The organism is Rhizobium sp. PAMB 3174 (assembly GCF_052908375.1).
This window is the reverse complement of the sequence record NZ_CM128608.1, coordinates 2635821-2652883: the sequence shown is the minus strand read 5'-3', so window position 1 is coordinate 2652883 and position 17063 is coordinate 2635821. Positions and strand designations below refer to the sequence as shown.

Sequence of the window (17063 nt, the reverse complement as noted above, 5' to 3'; positions counted from 1 at the left end):
TTTAGGACGCGGCAGCGGTAAGAGCAAGGCAACGCCCTCAGGGCAGATTGTCGTAGCCTTCGCCGAACCCCTTGAGATCGACCGGGATGCCGATGCCGTTTTCCTCGTCGATCGATTCCTTGACGGAGAACACGGCGGTCTTGCCGTTGCGCAGCACCTTCAGGAGATCCTCGTCGAGATTGACCTCGGCATAGCAGCCGTCGGAGAAACAGCGGACGAATTCGGTGCGGCCGATATACTTGTCGTCGATCGTCAGGCCCAGGCCGCCGCGATAGGGCTCGAACGGGCTCAGGAGCACGCCAAGCGGCGCCAGTACCCGCAGGATCTTGGACTTGCGGTCGGCCGTCTTCAGGATAGCGACGGACAGCCCGATTTCGGGCCTGTCCTCGGCAAGCACGTTCTGCATCAGCACGCACTGCTCCGCCTGCGCGCCGGCCGGCTTGTCGCAGAGCACGGACCAGGCGCCATAGGTCGCCTTCACAGTCCCCGCCTGCTGGGCGGACGCCGGTTGAACGGAAAGCAGCGCAGTGGCGAGCAAAGCGGTGGACAGCGCCACGCGCGATCGGGAGATGAGACCCATCAAAAACCCTCTAGCATTCGAATCAGTCAGGCCATTCTTGAAGCCTTCGCCTGCAAATGGAAAGCCCGAGCCGCCGCGCCCGCCTGCAGGCGTTGCATCTGGGACCGCTTATTCAAGGCAATGCAGGCAAAATTGCGCCATGCGGCAAGCCCCGGACATCGCGGACGCAAAAACCTTGGCATGATTGTCGCGCGCAAGCAAATCTCTTTGACGCAGCCCGGCAGACCATTAGAATGGAGAGCCAGGAAGGACGCTCACGCAGGCCGTCGCGCCGGCCTTTTCGGAAGGGCGACTTGCTCCTGTAGGAGGGTTTTTAGGAAAAGAAAAGGTCCGCAAGCGGTTTTGCGTGAATATGCCGCACCGGCATATAGGCGCAGGTGTTGCAGCCAGCGGGAAACTGTGATTTTAAGCAACACGAATAGCAGGATTCTGTTTTTTCTGTTTGACTTAGGTCAAACGCTGAGGGGAGATTTAATTGTGACAAAGAGGGCTTTTGCAGCGTTGGCCGGTCTGGCCTGTCTGCTCTTTGCTTCTGCTGGCTTTGCTGACCAGCCGGCGCCGTGGCAGATGGGTCTGCAGCCGGCCGCCACGCCGGTCATGCATGAAATTCGTTGGTTCGAGCAGTACACGCTTTGGTTCATCGTTCCGATCACGCTTTTCGTGCTGCTGCTGCTGATCGTCGTGGTCGTCAAGTTCCGCGAGAGCGCCAATCCGGTGCCGTCGAAGACCAGCCACAACACTGCGATCGAGGTTGTCTGGACCGTCGGTCCGGTCGTGATCCTGCTGTTCCTTGCCATTCCGTCGTTCAACCTGCTGTCCTCGGAACTCGTGATGCCGGCCAATCCGGACATCACGGTCAAGGCGACCGCCACCCAGTGGCAGTGGAACTACGAATACGAGATGGACAATCCGGTCTCGTTCGATTCCTACATGCTGAAGGAAGGTGATCGCTCCGCCGCCGGCAAGGAGGACCTCAAGGCCTATCCGCGACTGCTGGCCGTCGACAACGAGCTGGTGCTGCCGGTCAACAAGACCGTGCGCGTCCTCGTGACCGCTGCGCCGACCGACGTCATACATTCGTTCGCCATGCCGTCCTTCGGCATCAAGGTCGACGCCGTTCCCGGCCGTCTCAACGAGACCTGGTTCAAGGCCGAGCGTGAGGGCATGTTCTACGGCCAGTGTTCCGAGCTCTGCGGCAAGGACCATGCGTTCATGCCGATCGGTATCCGTATCGTGTCCGAAGACAAGTATAATGCTTGGCTCGCCGAGGCCGCAAACGACCTCGACAAGGCAAACAAAGATCTTATGGCCGCTGTCGATGGCGTGAAGACCGTCGACGTCGCCGACAACGCTTCGAACTGAGGGGAGTGAGGACGATGGCTGGACCTGCCGCTGGCGAACACGCCGCCCATACTGATCACCACGATCACAAGCCGAGCTTCTTTACCCGCTGGTTCTTCTCGACGAACCACAAGGATATCGGCACGCTTTATCTGATCTTCGCGATCTTCGCCGGCATCGTCGGCGGAACGCTGTCCGTCTTCATGCGCATGGAGCTGCAGGAGCCGGGCATCCAGATCTTCCACGGCCTTGCCTCCATGATGTACGGCCTCGACGGCGACTCCGCCATCGACGCGGGCAAGAGCATGTACAACATGTTCACCACCGCGCACGCCCTGATCATGATCTTCTTCATGGTCATGCCGGCACTGATCGGCGGTTTCGCCAACTGGATGGTGCCGATCATGATCGGCGCGCCGGACATGGCCTTCCCGCGCATGAACAACATCTCCTTCTGGCTGATCGTTCCGGCCTTCCTGCTCCTCGTGCTCTCGATGTTCGTCGACAGCGCGCCGGGCGCATGGGGTGTCGGTGGTGGCTGGACGATCTATCCGCCGCTCTCGACCTCTGGGCAGCCGGGACCGGCCGTCGACCTGGCGATCTTCTCGCTGCACGTCGCCGGCGCATCCTCGATCCTCGGTGCGATCAACTTCATCACCACGATCCTGAACATGCGCGCTCCGGGCATGACGCTGCACAAGATGCCGCTGTTTGCCTGGTCCGTTCTGATCACGGCGTTCCTGCTGCTGCTTTCGCTGCCGGTTCTGGCAGGCGGCATCACCATGCTGCTGACCGACCGCAACTTCGGTACGACCTTCTTCGCACCGGAAGGCGGCGGCGACCCGATCCTGTTCCAGCACCTGTTCTGGTTCTTCGGTCACCCGGAAGTGTACATCCTGATCCTGCCCGGCTTCGGCATCATCAGCCACATCGTCTCGACCTTCTCGAAGAAGCCGGTGTTCGGCTATCTCGGCATGGCCTATGCCATGGTCGCGATCGGCGCCGTCGGCTTCATCGTCTGGGCGCACCACATGTACACGGTCGGCCTGTCGCTCGACACGCAGCGCTACTTCGTGTTCGCCACGATGGTCATCGCGGTTCCAACAGGCGTGAAGATCTTCTCCTGGATTGCGACGATGTGGGGTGGTTCCATCCAGTTCCGCACGCCGATGGTCTGGGCGATCGGCTTCATCTTCCTGTTCACCGTCGGCGGCGTGACGGGCGTTCAGCTGGCCAATGCCGGCCTTGACCGCTCGCTGCACGACACCTACTACGTCGTGGCTCACTTCCACTACGTGCTGTCGCTCGGCGCCGTGTTCGCGATCTTCGCGGCCTGGTACTACTGGTTCCCGAAGATGACCGGCTACATGTATTCCGAAACCCTCGGCAAGCTGCACTTCTGGGTCATGTTCGTCGGCGTGAACCTGGTCTTCTTCCCGCAGCACTTCCTGGGTCTCGCAGGCATGCCGCGCCGCTATATCGACTATCCGGATGCATTCGCCGACTGGAACCGCATTTCGTCCTACGGCTCCTACATCTCGGCCATCGGTGTCCTGGTCTTCCTCTTCACGGTCTGGGAAGCCTTCTCCAAGAAGCGCGTCGCCGGCAACAATCCGTGGGGCGAAGGTGCAACAACGCTCGAATGGCAGCTGTCTTCGCCGCCGCCGTTCCACCAGTGGGAACAGCTGCCGAAGATCAAGTAAGCTTCGGTCGCAACAACGAAATTGGGCCGCCCGCAGCTTTGGGCGGCCCGTCCTGTCAGATTGAGTGCGGAATTCGCAATGAGTGTCATGGATCATCACGACGGTGTAGCAACGGAAGCGGGCGTCCGCCTGTCCGAGGCGAGCGCCGGCGACTACTTCGCGCTTCTGAAGCCGCGGGTCATGTCGCTTGTCGTGTTCACGGCTCTCGCTGGCCTGGTCGTTGCCCCCGGTCACATCAATCCGGCGATCGGCCTGATCGCCATTCTGTGCATAGCCGTTGGCGCGGGCGCATCGGGTGCGCTCAACATGTGGTATGACGCCGATATCGATGCGGTCATGAGCCGCACGGCCACCCGTCCCATTCCGGCCGGTAAGGTCGCGCCGGAAGAGGCGCTGGCCTTCGGCATCACGCTGTCGGCCTTCTCGGTCGCCATCCTCGGCCTCGCCGTCAACTGGCTCTCGGCCGGACTGTTGGCCTTCACCATCTTCTTCTACGCCGTCGTCTACACGATGTGGCTGAAGCGCTCGACGCCCCAGAACATCGTCATCGGCGGAGCCGCCGGCGCCTTTCCGCCGATGATCGGCTGGGCCTGTGTGACGGGCGGCGTATCGGTCGAGAGCATCGTTCTCTTCCTCATCATCTTCCTCTGGACTCCGGCGCATTTCTGGGCGCTCGCGCTCTTCAAGATGCGCGATTACGGTGCCGTCGGCGTGCCGATGCTGCCGAATGTCTCCGGTGAGGCGACGACGAAGCGTCAGATTGCGCTCTACGCCGTCCTGACGGCGCTCACCGGCGTCGTGCCGGTCGTCATCGGTCTGTCGAGCGTCTGGTATGGCGCGGCCTCGCTCTGTCTCGGTCTCGCCTTTGTGTGGTACGCCGCCGGCGTGCTGCGGATGGCCGATGGCGACGAACGCATGCTGCCGGCCAAGAAGCTCTTTGCCTTCTCGATCATGTATCTCTTCGTCATTTTCCTGGCGCTGATGGTCGATCACCTGGCAATCGCCTACGGTCTGGCGCAGGGAGGTCTGCTGTAATGGATACGGTCGAACTCAACGAGAAACAGAAGAAGTCGCGGCGCGGCCGCAACATAGCGCTCGGCCTCGTTCTCGGCGGTCTCGTCATTCTGTTCTACGTCGTGACGGTGGTGAAGATCGCCGGCGGCGCGCACTGAAGGAGGACGATGTGGCGGAGGAGACGAACAAGGTAACGGCAGAAAGGAAGACCCGCAACAATGGTGCGGTGGTCGTCGTCTGCCTGACCTTCGTGTTCGGCATGATCGGCATGAGCTATGCCGCCGTGCCGCTCTACAAGATTTTCTGCCAGGTGACCGGCTACGGCGGCACCACGAAGCGCGTCGAACAATACGCCGACCGCGTTCTCGACAAGCGCATGAAGGTCACCTTCGACGCCAACATGGCGCCCGGTCTCGACTGGTCGTTCAAGCCGGTTCAGCGTTCGGTCGATCCGAAGATCGGCGAAACCGTCGAGGTCCGCTTTATCGCGACCAACAATTCCGGAAAGGAGCAGACCGGCCAGGCGACGTTCAACGTCACGCCGCAGGCGGCCGGTGCTTATTTTAACAAGGTCGAATGCTTCTGTTTCACCGAGACCACGCTGGAACCGGGTGAAACGCTGGAAATGCCCGTCGTCTTTTACATCGATCCCGATATCGTCAACGAGGTCGAGACAAAGGGCATCGGAACGCTTACGCTGTCTTACACCATGTACCCGCACGAGAGGGAAAAGCCGGTCGCTTCGACAGCTCCGGTCAAGGGCGGGAAAAAGGACGCAGCGCAGTTATAGTGGGAATGGGGTTCCGCTCCGGCGGTAATCTCGAGAGGAAAGTTTGACATTCGGGGATAGCTGATATGGCCGATGCGCATCAGAAAAATCACGACTACCACATCATCGACCCAAGCCCGTGGCCGTTCCTGGCTTCCGTGGGCGCCTTCATCCTGACCTTCGGCGGCGTATGCTACATGCGCTACCTGAACGGCGGTTCGATCAAGCTGTTCGGTGCCGAGCTTGCCAATCCGTGGCTGTTCTTCATCGGCCTTCTCCTGACGCTCTACACCATGTTCGCCTGGTGGGCCGACACGATCAAGGAAGCGCATGAGGGTGCGCACACCCGGGTCGTCTCCCTCCATCTGCGCTATGGCATGATCATGTTCATCGCGTCGGAAGTCATGTTCTTCGTGGCATGGTTCTGGGCCTTCTTCGATGCCAGCCTGTTCCCGGCCGAGGCCATCCAGGCCGCCCGCGTCGAGTTCACCGGCGGTCAGTGGCCGCCGAAGGGTGTCGAGGTTCTCGATCCCTGGCACCTGCCGCTCTACAACACCGTGATTCTGCTCCTGTCGGGCACGACGGTCACCTGGGCGCACCACGCGCTGCTGCACAACGACCGAAAGGGCCTGATCTCCGGCCTGACGCTCACCGTGGCGCTCGGCGTTCTGTTCTCCTGCGTGCAGGCGTACGAATACATGCACGCCCCGTTCGCCTTCAAGGAGTCGATCTACGGCGCGACCTTCTTCATGGCGACCGGCTTCCATGGTTTCCACGTTCTAGTCGGCACCATCTTCCTGCTGGTCTGCCTGTTCCGCGCCATGGGCGGCGACTTCACGGCCAAGCAGCATTTCGGCTTCGAGGCGGCTGCCTGGTACTGGCACTTCGTTGACGTGGTCTGGCTGTTCCTGTTCTTCTCGATCTACATCTGGGGCGGCTGGGGTGCGCCGCTCGCGGGCTGATCGGACGCTGAAACAGACGGGCGGCGGTGACATCACCGCCGCCTTTTTCATTTGAGAGGGATGCGCATGGATATTCGCGAGGAAAAGGGCCAATCCGGCGGCCGTTATGTGGCAACCGTCGAGGGGCATGAGGGCGAAATGACCTATTCGCGGGCGTCCGCACACCTGATCATCATCGATCACACCGGCATACCGGATGCGTTGCGCGGCAAGGGCGTCGGTCAGGCGCTCGCCGTTCACGCCGTCGAGGAGGCGCGGGCAGGGGGCTGGAAGATCATCCCGCTCTGCCCGTTCTTCAAGGCGCAATTGGCGCGCCATCCCGAATGGAGCGACGTGATCAGCGGACGCTAGCCCGCTTCCGCACGGCGGCCGGCGTGATCGCCACGCCCTGCAACCGGTCTTCGATGATGTCGGCGCATTCGAGCGGGGTGAGAACGCTGGTGTCGAGCGTCAGATCGTAGGTGTCGGCCCGGCGGATATATTCCTGCCAGCGGGCGACCGGCAGCGGCACCGGATCGTCGGCGCTGGCCTTGGTGTAGTGGTGCGAAGGATCGCTGTCGGCGGCGCGGCGCTTCATGATTTCGCCAAGCGGGCAGGTCACGCAGACGACGAGCAGCGGCAAGCCTTCAAGCTGCTTGCGGCAATTTTCCATCAGGTGCAGCGATCCGGCATGGCCGTCATGGATGCCGAAGTCGGCGACGACGTTGATGCCGCGGCGGCTGTGGGCGGCGATGGCGTCGAACCAGGCGCCGTAGAGCGCCGGCAGATGCGCTTCCAGGTCGGGCCGCTCGCCGCCCGGACGAAGCCCGATCCCCGGACGCAGACGCTCCGGCAGCATGCGCATATGGCCATCGACGCCGATGTTCATCCAAATGCCGTCCCAGTGGGTCTGGATCGCGCGGGCGATCGACGTCTTGCCGGATCGGGGCGCGCCATTGAGGATGATGATCTGTCCAAGAGGCTCATGCTTTTCCATTCGTCACTCCATCGTTCTGAGGGGTCGAGAGAAAAATTTGCCTGCCAATTGCGGATATCCTAAGGAAGAAAGACAAAGCGAGGAAGATGGCATGAGCGACAATCCGGCACAGCATGAAGACACGGCGCATTTTCCGCCGGTCGATCCGATCAAGACCGGGCTGAAAGGCTGCTGCCCGCGGTGCGGCCAGGGCAAGCTCTTCCAGGGCTTTCTCGCCGTCAAGCCGCGTTGTGCCAGTTGCGGGCTCGACTATTCCTTCGCGGACGCCGGCGATGGCCCCGCGGTCTTCGTCATCCTGATCGTCGGCTTCGTCGTCGTCGGTCTGGCGCTGTGGATGCAGGTCACCTACAACCCGCCCTTCTGGCTGCATCTGCTCCTGTGGATTCCGCTGACCATCGGCCTGTCGCTCTATCTGCTGCGGGCGCTGAAGGGCATCCTCATTTCGCTGCAATACAAGCACAAGGCAGCAGAGGGCCGCATCGACCGTGGCTGAAATCGCCGGAAGATCCATACGCCTCGTTCCGGCGCTGCTGCTGGCGTTGGTGCTCGCCGTCCTCCTGTCGCTCGGCACCTGGCAGGTGGAGCGGCTGCACTGGAAGGAAGGTCTGCTCGCCGACATCGAATCGCGCCGCCATGCCCCGCCCGTCTCGATCGACGCGATCGAAGCCATGGTGAAGGCCGGCGAAGACATCGAATACCGGACTGTCACGCTGACGGGGACCTTCGACAACAGCCGCGAACGCCACTTCCTCGCCACCCATGACGGCGCCAGCGGCTTCTACGTCTACACGCCGCTGACGATGGCCGACGGCCGCATCGTATTCGTCAACCGTGGCTTCGTCCCCTATGACCTCAAGGAGCCTGGCAAACGCCGGGAGGGCGAACTGGAGGGCGTGCAGACAGTCACCGGGCTGGCGCGCACCAAGCTCGCCGAGAAGCCGTCCAGGATGGTTCCGGACAACGACATCGCCAAGGACATCTTCTACTGGAAGGATCTCGACGCCATGGCATCTAGCACCGGCCTGGATCCGTCGAAAGTGCTGCCGCTGTTCGTCGATGTGGATGCCACGCCCAATCCCGGCGGCCTGCCGGTCGGGGGCGTCACCCAGATCGACCTGCCCAACGATCACCTGCAATATGCCTTCACCTGGTACGGACTGGCCGCCGTGCTGGTCGTCGTCACCGCCATCCGCTTTTTCGACGGCGGCAGGCGCAAGCAAGAGAAGGAGGAACCATGAGCATCATCGCATCCGTTCTGGTGGCCCTCGTGGCGCTGCTGCACGTCTACATTCTCGTCCTGGAAATGTTTCTCTGGACCAAACCGCAGGGGCTGAAGGCCTTCCGCATGAAGCCGGAGCAGGCCGAGGCGACGAAGGTCATGGCCGCCAATCAGGGGCTCTATAACGGCTTTCTCGCTGCCGGCCTGATCTGCGCGCTCTTCCACCCCAATCCCGATTTTTCTTACCAGCTGAAGCTGTTTTTTCTTGGCTGCGTCTTCGTCGCCGCCCTATATGGCGCGGTAAGCGCCAACCGCCGGATCCTGTTCATCCAGGGACTGCCGGCCCTTGTCGCGGCAATCTGTGTACTTTCTGCGGGATAGACGACTTGGCAATGGCGAAACCGGAACTGACAATCAGGCTGTGCGGGCCGCGCGGCTTCTGCGCCGGCGTCGACCGGGCGATCCAGATCGTCGTGCTGGCGCTGAAGTCCTACGGCGCCCCCGTCTATGTCCGCCACGAGATCGTCCATAACCGCTACGTGGTCGAGGGGCTGGAGGCCAAGGGCGCGATCTTCGTCGAGGAGCTCGATGAGATCCCTGCCGAACACCGAGAGCAGCCGGTGGTCTTCTCCGCCCATGGCGTGCCGAAGTCGGTGCCCGCCGATGCGGAAGCCCGCAATCTCTTCTACCTCGACGCCACATGCCCGCTCGTTTCCAAGGTCCACAAGCAGGCCATGCGTCACCAGCGGCTCGGCCGTCATGTCGTCCTGATCGGCCATGCCGGCCATCCGGAGGTCATCGGCACCATGGGTCAGTTGCCGCAAGGCTCCGTGTCGCTGATCGAGACCGTCGAGGATGCCGAGGCCTATCAGCCGGCCGATCCCGACAATCTCGGCTATGTCACCCAGACGACGCTTTCCGTCGACGACACCGCCGGCGTCATCGCCAAGCTCGCGGAACGCTTCCCGAACCTGACGGCGCCGGCGGCCGATTCGATCTGCTATGCGACCACCAACCGTCAGGAAGCGGTCAAGGAAGCCGCACCAGGCTGCGATCTCTTCATCGTCGTCGGCGCGCCGAACTCGTCGAACTCCAAGCGCCTCGTCGAGGTCGCGCTGAAGGCCGGCGCCACGCGCTCGATTCTCGTCCAGCGTGCCTCCGAGATCGACTGGAATGATATCGGCGACATCCGCACCGTCGGACTGTCTGCGGGCGCGTCCGCGCCGGAGGTGATCGTCAACGAAATCATCGAAGCCTTCCGCGAACGCTTCGACGCCAAGGTCGACCTTGCGATCACGGCGGAGGAAAACGAGCATTTCCTCGTCAACCGCGAACTGCGCGAGATCGAACTCACGCACGCGGACATGGCCTGGGTGAACGGCTGAGCCGTCAGGCGATGTTCATCTCGCCCGCAGGCATGTCGGGTTCCCCGAGATATGCGAGAGCATCAATCTTCCGCATGGGGCGTCCGTAGAGATAACCTTGTCCCTCCTGACAGCCGATTTCGCGCAGAAGGTCCTCCTGCTCCATGGTCTCGATCCCCTCGGCCACGGTGCGCAATCCCATCTCGCGGCTCATCGCCACCAGCGCTCGGGTGATTGCCGCGCCGGACGAGCGGCTGCGGATATCGCGGATGAAGCCGCGGTCGATCTTCAGGGTGGTCAGCGGGTAGCGCTGCAAGGAACTCAAGGATGCAAACCCAGTGCCGAAATCGTCGAAGGCGACGCCGACGCCGATATCGCGAATCGCCTTCAATGTCTGAAGGCTGGCCTCTTCGTCATTGAGCGCGATTTCCTCTGTAACTTCGAGTTCGAGGCACTCCGGTGCCAGCTGATGACGCTCCAGCGCTTCCGTGACCCGTTCGCACAGGTGGGGTGAGCGGAACTGCTGGGCGAAGAGATTGACGGCGACCCGGAAGCGCCCGCTTCCGCCATTGATCTGCGATGCCGTCTGGCAGGCCTCATCAATCGTCCACCAGCCGATTTCGGAGGCGAGCGAGCTTTGCTCAAGCGAGGGCAGGAACACGCCCGGCAGCAACAGACCTTTCTCCGGATGGTTCCAGCGAATGAGGGACTCGAAGCCGACGATGTCCCGCGTTGCGAGATCCACTTGCGGCTGGATGTAGAGCTCGAATTCCGAATTCTGCAGGGCGCGGCGCAGCAGGTCGCGCATGTCACGTTTCGCCTGGCTCTCGCTGCGCATTGTCGGTTCGAAGAAGCGATAGGAGCGGCCGCCGGAAGCCTTGGCGCGGTAGAGCGCAAAGTCGGCGGACGCCAGCAGCTCCTCGGCGTCGCGCCCGTGTGCCGGGGCCAGGGCAACGCCGAGGCTTGCGCCCACTTCCAACTCAAGTCCGCCGAGGCTGAAGGGCTTCTTGAATGCCGAGATGATCCTGGATGCCTCCAGCTGCACGATCCGCGGATCGGCGGTATCCTTCAGCAGGACCGCGAATTCGTCACCGCCCAACCTGCCGATGTAGGCTTTGTCGCCAAGCAGATAGGGAAGCCGGACGCCGACCGCCTGCAGCAGGCTGTCGCCCATCATGTGGCCATGGGTGTCGTTCACGTCCTTGAAGCCATCAAGGTCCATGAGGATCAGAGAGCAGGACTGGCCGCGCAAGAGCTTCTCGCTGAGAAGGCTCATGAACTCATGACGGTTCTGCAGGCCCGTCAGGGTGTCATGCGAAGCAAGCCGCATCAGCCGCGCATCCCGCTCGCGACGTTCGGAAATATCCCGTATCGTTGCCCCGGCCCAGAACTCCCCGTCGTCGTTCCATATTGCGAGGGTAATCTCGATCGGCAACTCACTGCCGTCCCGCTTGAGGGCCGACACCTCGACCGCCTTGCCGACGAGGCCAGGCTTGGACCCTGCCGCGACATTCGACATCCCTGCGGTATGTGCACCCCGCATGCGTTCTGGAATGATGACTGTAATGGGCTTGCCGACAATTTCGTCCGCGTCATAGCCGAACATGTCGCAGAAGGCCGGATTGGCGAAGCGGATAATGCCGGACCGATCCGCCACGATCAGGGCAAGATGCATCGCCCTAGCGAAGTGATCTGCCAGTTGCCGCCCCTCTGCATACATCATCAGTTCACATCCAGTCCTCTATACACCACTCCAGAATAAGGAATGAACATTAGAGAAAGGTAAAGTTGCAGAGGGAGATGAAGACGGCTGCGGGCATGCCAAGGGTTGAGCACCTGGAACAACATGATCGTCGCCCGAGCATTGCCCCATATGCCATTTCCTGTGCCCCGTGTCGTTTCGGGACTGGAACCAGCCTTCCACCCGATATATGGCTGCATCCATTCAAGATGCGGGACGAAAGCTGTGGCAGTCTATACGGATATCAACGAACACGAGCTCAAGGATTTTCTTGCCGCCTATGATGTCGGCGAACTGCTCTCCTATAAGGGCATTGCCGAGGGCGTCGAGAATTCCAACTTCCTGCTGCACACCTCGAAGGACCCGTTGATCCTGACGCTTTATGAAAAGCGCGTCGATCGCAACGACCTGCCGTTCTTCCTGGGGCTGATGCATCATCTCTACGAGCGCGGGCTCAATTGCCCGCTGCCGCTGCCGCGCAAGGATGGCGAGCTGCTGGGAGAACTCTCCGGCCGTCCGGCTGCGCTGATTTCCTTCCTCGAAGGCATGTGGCTTCGCAAGCCAGAGGCGCGCCATTGCCGCGAGGTGGGCCGGGCGCTGGCTGAAATGCATGTCGCCGGCGACGGCTTCGAGATCCGCCGCGAGAACGCCCTGTCGCTCTCCGGCTGGCGTCCGCTTTGGGAGAAGTCGGCCGCGCGCGCCGACGAGGTGGAAGAGGGGCTTGGCGCGGAAATCCCGGCCGAACTCGATGACCTCGAGGCCAATTGGCCGACCGACCTGCCAACCGGCGTCATCCATGCCGATCTCTTCCAGGACAACGTCTTCTTCCTGGGCGACCGGCTTTCCGGCCTGATCGACTTCTATTTCGCCTGCAACGACCTGCTCGTCTATGACGTCGCCATCTGCCTCAATGCCTGGTGCTTCGAAAAGGACGGCGCTTTCAATGTTACCAAGGGCATGGCGCTGCTGCAGGGCTATGAGAGCGTGCGGCCGCTCTCCGAGGCGGAGGCCGCGGCCCTGCCGATCCTCGCCCGCGGCTCGGCGCTGCGCTTCTTCCTCACCCGCCTCTACGACTGGCTGACGACGCCGGCCGGCGCGCTGGTCGTGAAGAAGGATCCGCTCGAATATCTGAAGAAGCTGCGCTTCCACCGCCAGATACGCAATGCCGCTGAATACGGACTGACACGCTGATGAAACATGTCGATATCTTCACCGACGGCGCCTGCTCGGGCAATCCGGGTCCGGGCGGCTGGGGTGCCATTCTGCGCTACGGCGAAACCGAAAAGGAGCTGTCGGGCGGCGAGGCGGAGACGACCAACAACCGCATGGAGCTCCTGGCGGCGATCTCGGCACTGACGGCGCTGAAGAGCGCCTGCGAGGTCGATCTTTACACCGACAGCAAATACGTCATGGACGGCATTTCCAAGTGGATCTTCGGCTGGAAAAAGAACGGCTGGAAGACGGCCGACAAGAAGCCGGTCAAGAATGGCGAACTCTGGCAGCAGCTCGACGCGGCCAACCAGCGCCACAAGGTCAAGTGGCACTGGGTCAAGGGCCATGCCGGCCATCCGGAAAACGAACGCGCCGACGAACTTGCCCGCATGGGCATGGAGCCCTTCAAGCGTCGGTGAAATGATCGGCCGACTTCAGCCGGCCGCTCTCACAGGCACAGCTTTGCGATCTTCGGCGAGCACGTCTTGCAGCTTCTCGATCTGCTCATCGATTGTCCGGGCGCGTGCGGCGTCGTCCTGCCGAATCTTGTTCATCGGGGCGGGGCGGCCCAGCAGATACCCTTGCGCCGCGTCGCAGCCTTCGTGGTTGAGGATGTCCAGCTGGTTCCTGGTCTCGACACCCTCGGCAAGGATCGGAATGTCCAGGCTTTTGCCGAGCGCCAGGACGGCGCGGATGATGGCGCGCGCCTGCTGGTCGCTTTCGATTTCGCTCATGAAGGACCGGTCGAGCTTGATCTTGTCGAAGGGAAACGCCCGCAGGGTTTCGAGTGACGAATAACCGGTGCCGAAATCATCAAGCGCGATCGTCACGCCAAGCGCTTTGATTTCCTTCAGCATATCCAGCGTGCGCTGGCGGTCCTGCACGATGGTGGTCTCCGTCAGTTCCAGTTCCAGCCGTTCGGCGGGAAGACCCGTCCTTTGCAGAATGCCTGCGACGGTTGCCGGCAGTTTGCGGTCGGCAAACTGCAATGGCGACAGGTTGACGGCGATCTTGGCCGCCGCCGGCCATGTAACCGCCTGCTGGCACGCCGTCTGAAGTACCCATTCGCCAATGGCGAGGATCATGCCGCTCTCTTCCGCAATGGGGATGAATTCGCTGGGGGGCACGTAGCCGCGCACAGGGTGTTTCCAGCGAAGCAGGGCTTCGTAACCCCGCACGGCACCGGTGGAGACCGAGGTCTGGACCTGATAGAAGACTTCGAACTGCTCCAACTCTATGGCCTGGCGGAGGTTGGCCATCAGCTCCTTGCGGTTACGCACGGCCTCATCCATGGACGCGTCGTAGAAGCAGATGGAGCGTGTGATGTCGGACTTGGCCCGGCGCATCGCGAGGTCGGCATTGTTGACAAGATCCTGGCTGCTGTCGCCGTCCGCCGGGTAAAACGCCGCTCCAAGACTGACATTGACCGATACATCGGTTCCTCCCTGCAATCGAACCGGCTTGCAGATTTCCGCCTTGATCTGCGCCATGAAATCATAGGCGAGCTTCTGGTTGTCGAGCCGCCCAATGGCAGCAAACTCGTCGCCGCCCAGGCGCGCGACAAAGTGGTCTTCATCGACAAATCTCTTCAGCCGGTCGCCGAGCACGCAAAGCAGTTCATCGCCTGCGCCATGTCCACGGATGTCGTTGATTTCCTTGAACCGGTCCAGGTCGAATGTGATCAGAACGAATCGCGAGCCGTCATCCTGGGCACGGCTCAGCTCCATCTCCAGATGGTCACTGAAGTTCTGCCTGTTGGCGAGGCCAGTGAGGCTGTCGTAATGGGCAAGATGATTGATCCTGCGAAAGGATTCCCGGCGGTTGCGATCGTCCAGGACGAAGGTGGTGAGGCCGGTGCCGACGATGGCAAAGACGGCCAGCGCGACGGCGAAGGCCATGGCGACCAGTGTGCCGCCTTGCGCGGTGGGAGCGCGCAGCACCATCGGGGTGACTTCCAGCGCGGTCATGCCGGTAAAGTGCAGCGCGATGATCGCGACGACGAAAAGGCCCGTCGCGACGACGGTCTTTCGGTTTAGTGTCTCGGAGTTTGCAGCAAGGAAGGCCAGGGGCGAGATAGTGATCGCGAGCACGATGGACGCGACCACGTAGTTGGTGTTCCAGGCAAGCAGGCCATCGATGCGGTAGCCCATCATGCCCGTATAGTGCATGGCGACGATTGCGCCGCCGCAGAGTACCCCGCCTGCGACCGAAGCCAGGGGCGACTTGAGGGATGCGACCGTCAGGCCGATGAACATGCCACAGATGGCCACGAGCAGAGAGACGATCGTCAGCACCGGCTCGAAGAAGACCGGACCGCCGCTCTTATAGGCGAGCATCGCGATGAAATGGGTGGACCAGATCGAGGACCCCGCCGCCATCGAGGCGAGGAACTGCCATCCGAGCTTCAGGAGGCCGCTGTCATCCGATCCGCGCAGGAAGAGGCGAAAGGTGATGAAGCTGCCGAAGGCGCAGATCACAGCCGCCAGACCGACGAGCCAGAGATTGTGTTGGCCCGTAATGCAAGTGATGACGCTCAAGATTGTATTCCCCGAAGTGTGGCGTGCCGACTTTCGAGGGGAATACGTTGATTTTGTTTGAATAGTTCTGGTGGCAGGCGAGGCCGTATGCCGTTCCCGGAGATAATTCGGATGCCATAGTTAATAGTGTGCGCACAGGCTCATCCGGTGCCTGTGCGCGTCTGTCCGTTACAACCGAGGCTGAGCCTCAGAGCTGTTCGAGGATGGCGGCAGCACCCGAGGTGACCGCCTGGCCGGGCTGCTCCTCGACGTTCAGCTTCTGGACGACGCCGTCGTCGACGATCATCGAGTAGCGCTTGGAGCGCACGCCGAGGCCGCCAGCCGAAAGGTCCATGTCGAGGCCGAGCGCCTTCGTGTAGGACGCGTCGAAATCGGCGAGGAAGCGGATCTTCCCGGCGCCGCCGGTCTTGTCCGCCCAGGCGTTCATGACGTGCCAGTCGTTGACGGAAACCACCATGATGTCGTCGATGCCCTTAGAGAGGATCGCGTCGCGGTTTTCGAGGAAGCCCGGCAGATGGTTGAGCGAGCAGGTCGGGGTGAATGCGCCGGGAACGGCGAAGAGGACGACCTTCTTGCCGGCAAACAGCTCATCCGTGGAAAGCTTGGCCGGGCCGTCGGGGGTCTTTTCCATAAGGGTAGCGGCGGGCAGCTTCTCGCCTTCGGCAATCGACATGTGTAACTCCTGAAATGTGGGCCTGTTCTCCGTAGGGCACGGGAACCGGTTGGAAATATATGGGCTGTCTACGGGAAGGCAAGCGATGTCTCGATGGCGCGGTCGCCGGACTTGATCAGCACGCGCCATTGGCTGCCCTTGAACTCGTATCCGTCGGGCAGGTAGTCGAGGTTCAGGTCGCCTGTATAGGTTTTACCGTCGTGGTGGCCGTTGCGGACGTCGGCAAAGACGTAGCCGGCGGGCCCGGTCGCGATGATCTCCGGGGCGTCCGTGGTCGCGGCAGGCAGGGTGATGCTGAGGTGCAGCGACTTGCCGTCGGCCGACAGCGCATGGCTCTTGATGTCGAAGTCGGGACCAGGTGCGCCCGGCATCTTCGCGTCGGCCTCCCGGATGATGCCTTCCGCGTCCGACGTGTCATCGCCCGACGCCGGGATGGCGACCGGGAATTCCGACTGGAACGGCACGCAGATTTCGCGGCAGACCCCGATGAAGGCGCTGAGGTCGATGGTGCCCTTCTCTCCGTTGAGCGCGATCTTGAAGGGCAGGGTCACCGGCGTGTCATAGGCGATGTCGTCGATGTCTCCCAGCTTGATGTGCTTGGGTACGGGAAAATCAATGCCTGTGACCTCCGTCTTGCTGCCTGCCGCCGGCGTGATCTGCGGAGGAATGCCGCTGCCGCCGGGCTCCCGCCAGTAGGTTATCCATCCGGGATTGAGGTCGACCTGCAGTGCGGCCTGGACGATGCCCTTGTCGCCGGGGGCAAGGGTGACGATCCGCATGCGGCCGCCTTCGCTGGTTGCCCATTCGGTTTCAGCGGCCTGCGCCTTTGCACCCGCCGATAGAGAAATGGCGAGAAGGCAAGCAAGAAGAGCGGGTTGCTGTAGGAAGCGCTTGATTTTCATACATTGAGATCTAGTTGGACAAGGAGCGATTTTCCAGTCACGCTTTCCTGATCGTCTTCATTTCCGGTTG

Annotated in this window: 19 protein-coding genes; 13 read left to right on the top strand and 6 right to left on the bottom strand. The window is 61.8% G+C overall.

Going from position 1 to position 17063, the window contains the following annotated elements; translation table 11 throughout:
* Nucleotides 1–37: 37 nt before the first annotated feature.
* Nucleotides 38–580, bottom strand: coding sequence for an invasion associated locus B family protein (locus ACU5AY_RS12775; RefSeq protein ID WP_446825080.1), 543 nt, complete (start codon nt 578–580; stop codon nt 38–40).
* A 477-nt stretch (nt 581–1057) separates the two neighbouring features.
* On the opposite strand from ACU5AY_RS12775, the gene coxB reads away from it, so the two are divergent.
* The 7 genes from coxB (at nt 1058) to ACU5AY_RS12740 (ending at nt 6720) form a co-directional block, all read left to right on the top strand.
* Nucleotides 1058–1942, top strand: coding sequence for a cytochrome c oxidase subunit II (gene coxB, locus ACU5AY_RS12770; protein ID WP_446825079.1), 885 nt, complete (start codon nt 1058–1060; stop codon nt 1940–1942).
* A gap of 14 nt (nt 1943–1956) precedes the next feature.
* Nucleotides 1957–3624 (top strand): cytochrome c oxidase subunit I, encoded by a 1668-nt coding sequence (gene ctaD, locus ACU5AY_RS12765; protein ID WP_446826497.1) that lies wholly within the window; start codon nt 1957–1959, stop codon nt 3622–3624.
* A 78-nt stretch (nt 3625–3702) separates the two neighbouring features.
* Nucleotides 3703–4659, top strand: coding sequence for a heme o synthase (locus ACU5AY_RS12760; protein WP_446825077.1), 957 nt, complete (start codon nt 3703–3705; stop codon nt 4657–4659).
* A complete protein-coding gene (locus ACU5AY_RS12755; protein ID WP_446825076.1) occupies nt 4659–4796 on the top strand; it encodes a hypothetical protein in 138 nt (45 codons plus the stop codon). Before ACU5AY_RS12760 ends, ACU5AY_RS12755 begins: the two co-directional genes overlap by 1 nt.
* An 11-nt stretch (nt 4797–4807) precedes the next feature.
* Complete coding sequence (locus ACU5AY_RS12750) at nt 4808–5428, top strand: cytochrome c oxidase assembly protein (RefSeq protein WP_446826496.1); 621 nt, start codon at nt 4808–4810, stop codon at nt 5426–5428.
* A gap of 65 nt (nt 5429–5493) precedes the next feature.
* The gene (locus tag ACU5AY_RS12745; RefSeq protein WP_446825074.1) at nt 5494–6369 is read left to right on the top strand and encodes a cytochrome c oxidase subunit 3; all 876 of its coding nucleotides are present in this window, start codon (nt 5494–5496) and stop codon (nt 6367–6369) included.
* Between the two features lie 66 nt (nt 6370–6435).
* Nucleotides 6436–6720 carry a GNAT family N-acetyltransferase gene (locus tag ACU5AY_RS12740; RefSeq protein WP_446825073.1) on the top strand — a complete coding sequence of 95 codons (285 nt, stop codon included), beginning with the start codon at nt 6436–6438 and terminating at the stop codon, nt 6718–6720.
* On the opposite strand, the gene ACU5AY_RS12735 is transcribed toward ACU5AY_RS12740, so the two are convergent.
* Nucleotides 6707–7345: a chloramphenicol phosphotransferase CPT family protein gene (locus ACU5AY_RS12735; protein ID WP_446826495.1), complete on the bottom strand. Its 639-nt coding sequence runs from the start codon at nt 7343–7345 to the stop codon at nt 6707–6709. The two genes, ACU5AY_RS12740 and ACU5AY_RS12735, sit on opposite strands and share 14 nt — an antisense overlap.
* A 91-nt stretch (nt 7346–7436) precedes the next feature.
* Here ACU5AY_RS12735 and ACU5AY_RS12730 point away from each other — a divergent pair, with 91 nt between their 5' ends.
* The 4 genes from ACU5AY_RS12730 to ispH are packed head-to-tail and all read left to right on the top strand — an operon-like array spanning nt 7437 to nt 9949.
* A complete protein-coding gene (locus ACU5AY_RS12730; RefSeq protein ID WP_446825071.1) occupies nt 7437–7838 on the top strand; it encodes a DUF983 domain-containing protein in 402 nt (133 codons plus the stop codon).
* Entirely contained in the window at nt 7831–8583 is a 753-nt protein-coding gene (locus ACU5AY_RS12725; protein ID WP_446826494.1) for an SURF1 family protein, read from the top strand. The genes ACU5AY_RS12730 and ACU5AY_RS12725 overlap by 8 nt, the downstream gene beginning before the upstream one ends.
* Nucleotides 8580–8945: a DUF1304 domain-containing protein gene (locus ACU5AY_RS12720; protein WP_446826493.1), complete on the top strand. Its 366-nt coding sequence runs from the start codon at nt 8580–8582 to the stop codon at nt 8943–8945. The genes ACU5AY_RS12725 and ACU5AY_RS12720 overlap by 4 nt, the downstream gene beginning before the upstream one ends.
* An 11-nt stretch (nt 8946–8956) precedes the next feature.
* Nucleotides 8957–9949 (top strand): 4-hydroxy-3-methylbut-2-enyl diphosphate reductase, encoded by a 993-nt coding sequence (gene ispH, locus ACU5AY_RS12715; protein ID WP_446829015.1) that lies wholly within the window; start codon nt 8957–8959, stop codon nt 9947–9949.
* Nucleotides 9950–9953: 4 nt separating this feature from the next.
* On the opposite strand, the gene ACU5AY_RS12710 is transcribed toward ispH, so the two are convergent.
* A complete protein-coding gene (locus ACU5AY_RS12710; RefSeq protein WP_446826492.1) occupies nt 9954–11651 on the bottom strand; it encodes a putative bifunctional diguanylate cyclase/phosphodiesterase in 1698 nt (565 codons plus the stop codon).
* A 243-nt stretch (nt 11652–11894) separates the two neighbouring features.
* Here ACU5AY_RS12710 and ACU5AY_RS12705 point away from each other — a divergent pair, with 243 nt between their 5' ends.
* Both ACU5AY_RS12705 and rnhA read left to right on the top strand, forming a co-directional pair.
* Nucleotides 11895–12860 (top strand): homoserine kinase, encoded by a 966-nt coding sequence (locus tag ACU5AY_RS12705; RefSeq protein ID WP_446826491.1) that lies wholly within the window; start codon nt 11895–11897, stop codon nt 12858–12860.
* Nucleotides 12860–13300, top strand: a complete 441-nt coding sequence (rnhA, locus tag ACU5AY_RS12700) for a ribonuclease HI (protein ID WP_446825066.1) — start codon at nt 12860–12862, stop codon at nt 13298–13300. The genes ACU5AY_RS12705 and rnhA overlap by 1 nt, the downstream gene beginning before the upstream one ends.
* 15 nt (nt 13301–13315) lie before the next feature.
* On the opposite strand, the gene ACU5AY_RS12695 is transcribed toward rnhA, so the two are convergent.
* The 3 genes from ACU5AY_RS12695 to ACU5AY_RS12685 form a co-directional block, all read right to left on the bottom strand.
* Nucleotides 13316–15418: a putative bifunctional diguanylate cyclase/phosphodiesterase gene (locus ACU5AY_RS12695; RefSeq protein ID WP_446826490.1), complete on the bottom strand. Its 2103-nt coding sequence runs from the start codon at nt 15416–15418 to the stop codon at nt 13316–13318.
* 187 nt (nt 15419–15605) lie between these two features.
* Complete coding sequence (locus ACU5AY_RS12690) at nt 15606–16091, bottom strand: redoxin family protein (protein WP_446825064.1); 486 nt, start codon at nt 16089–16091, stop codon at nt 15606–15608.
* Nucleotides 16092–16159: 68 nt separating this feature from the next.
* Nucleotides 16160–16870 (bottom strand): protein-disulfide reductase DsbD domain-containing protein, encoded by a 711-nt coding sequence (locus tag ACU5AY_RS12685; protein WP_446826489.1) that lies wholly within the window; start codon nt 16868–16870, stop codon nt 16160–16162.
* Between the last annotated feature and the right edge of the window lie 193 nt (nt 16871–17063).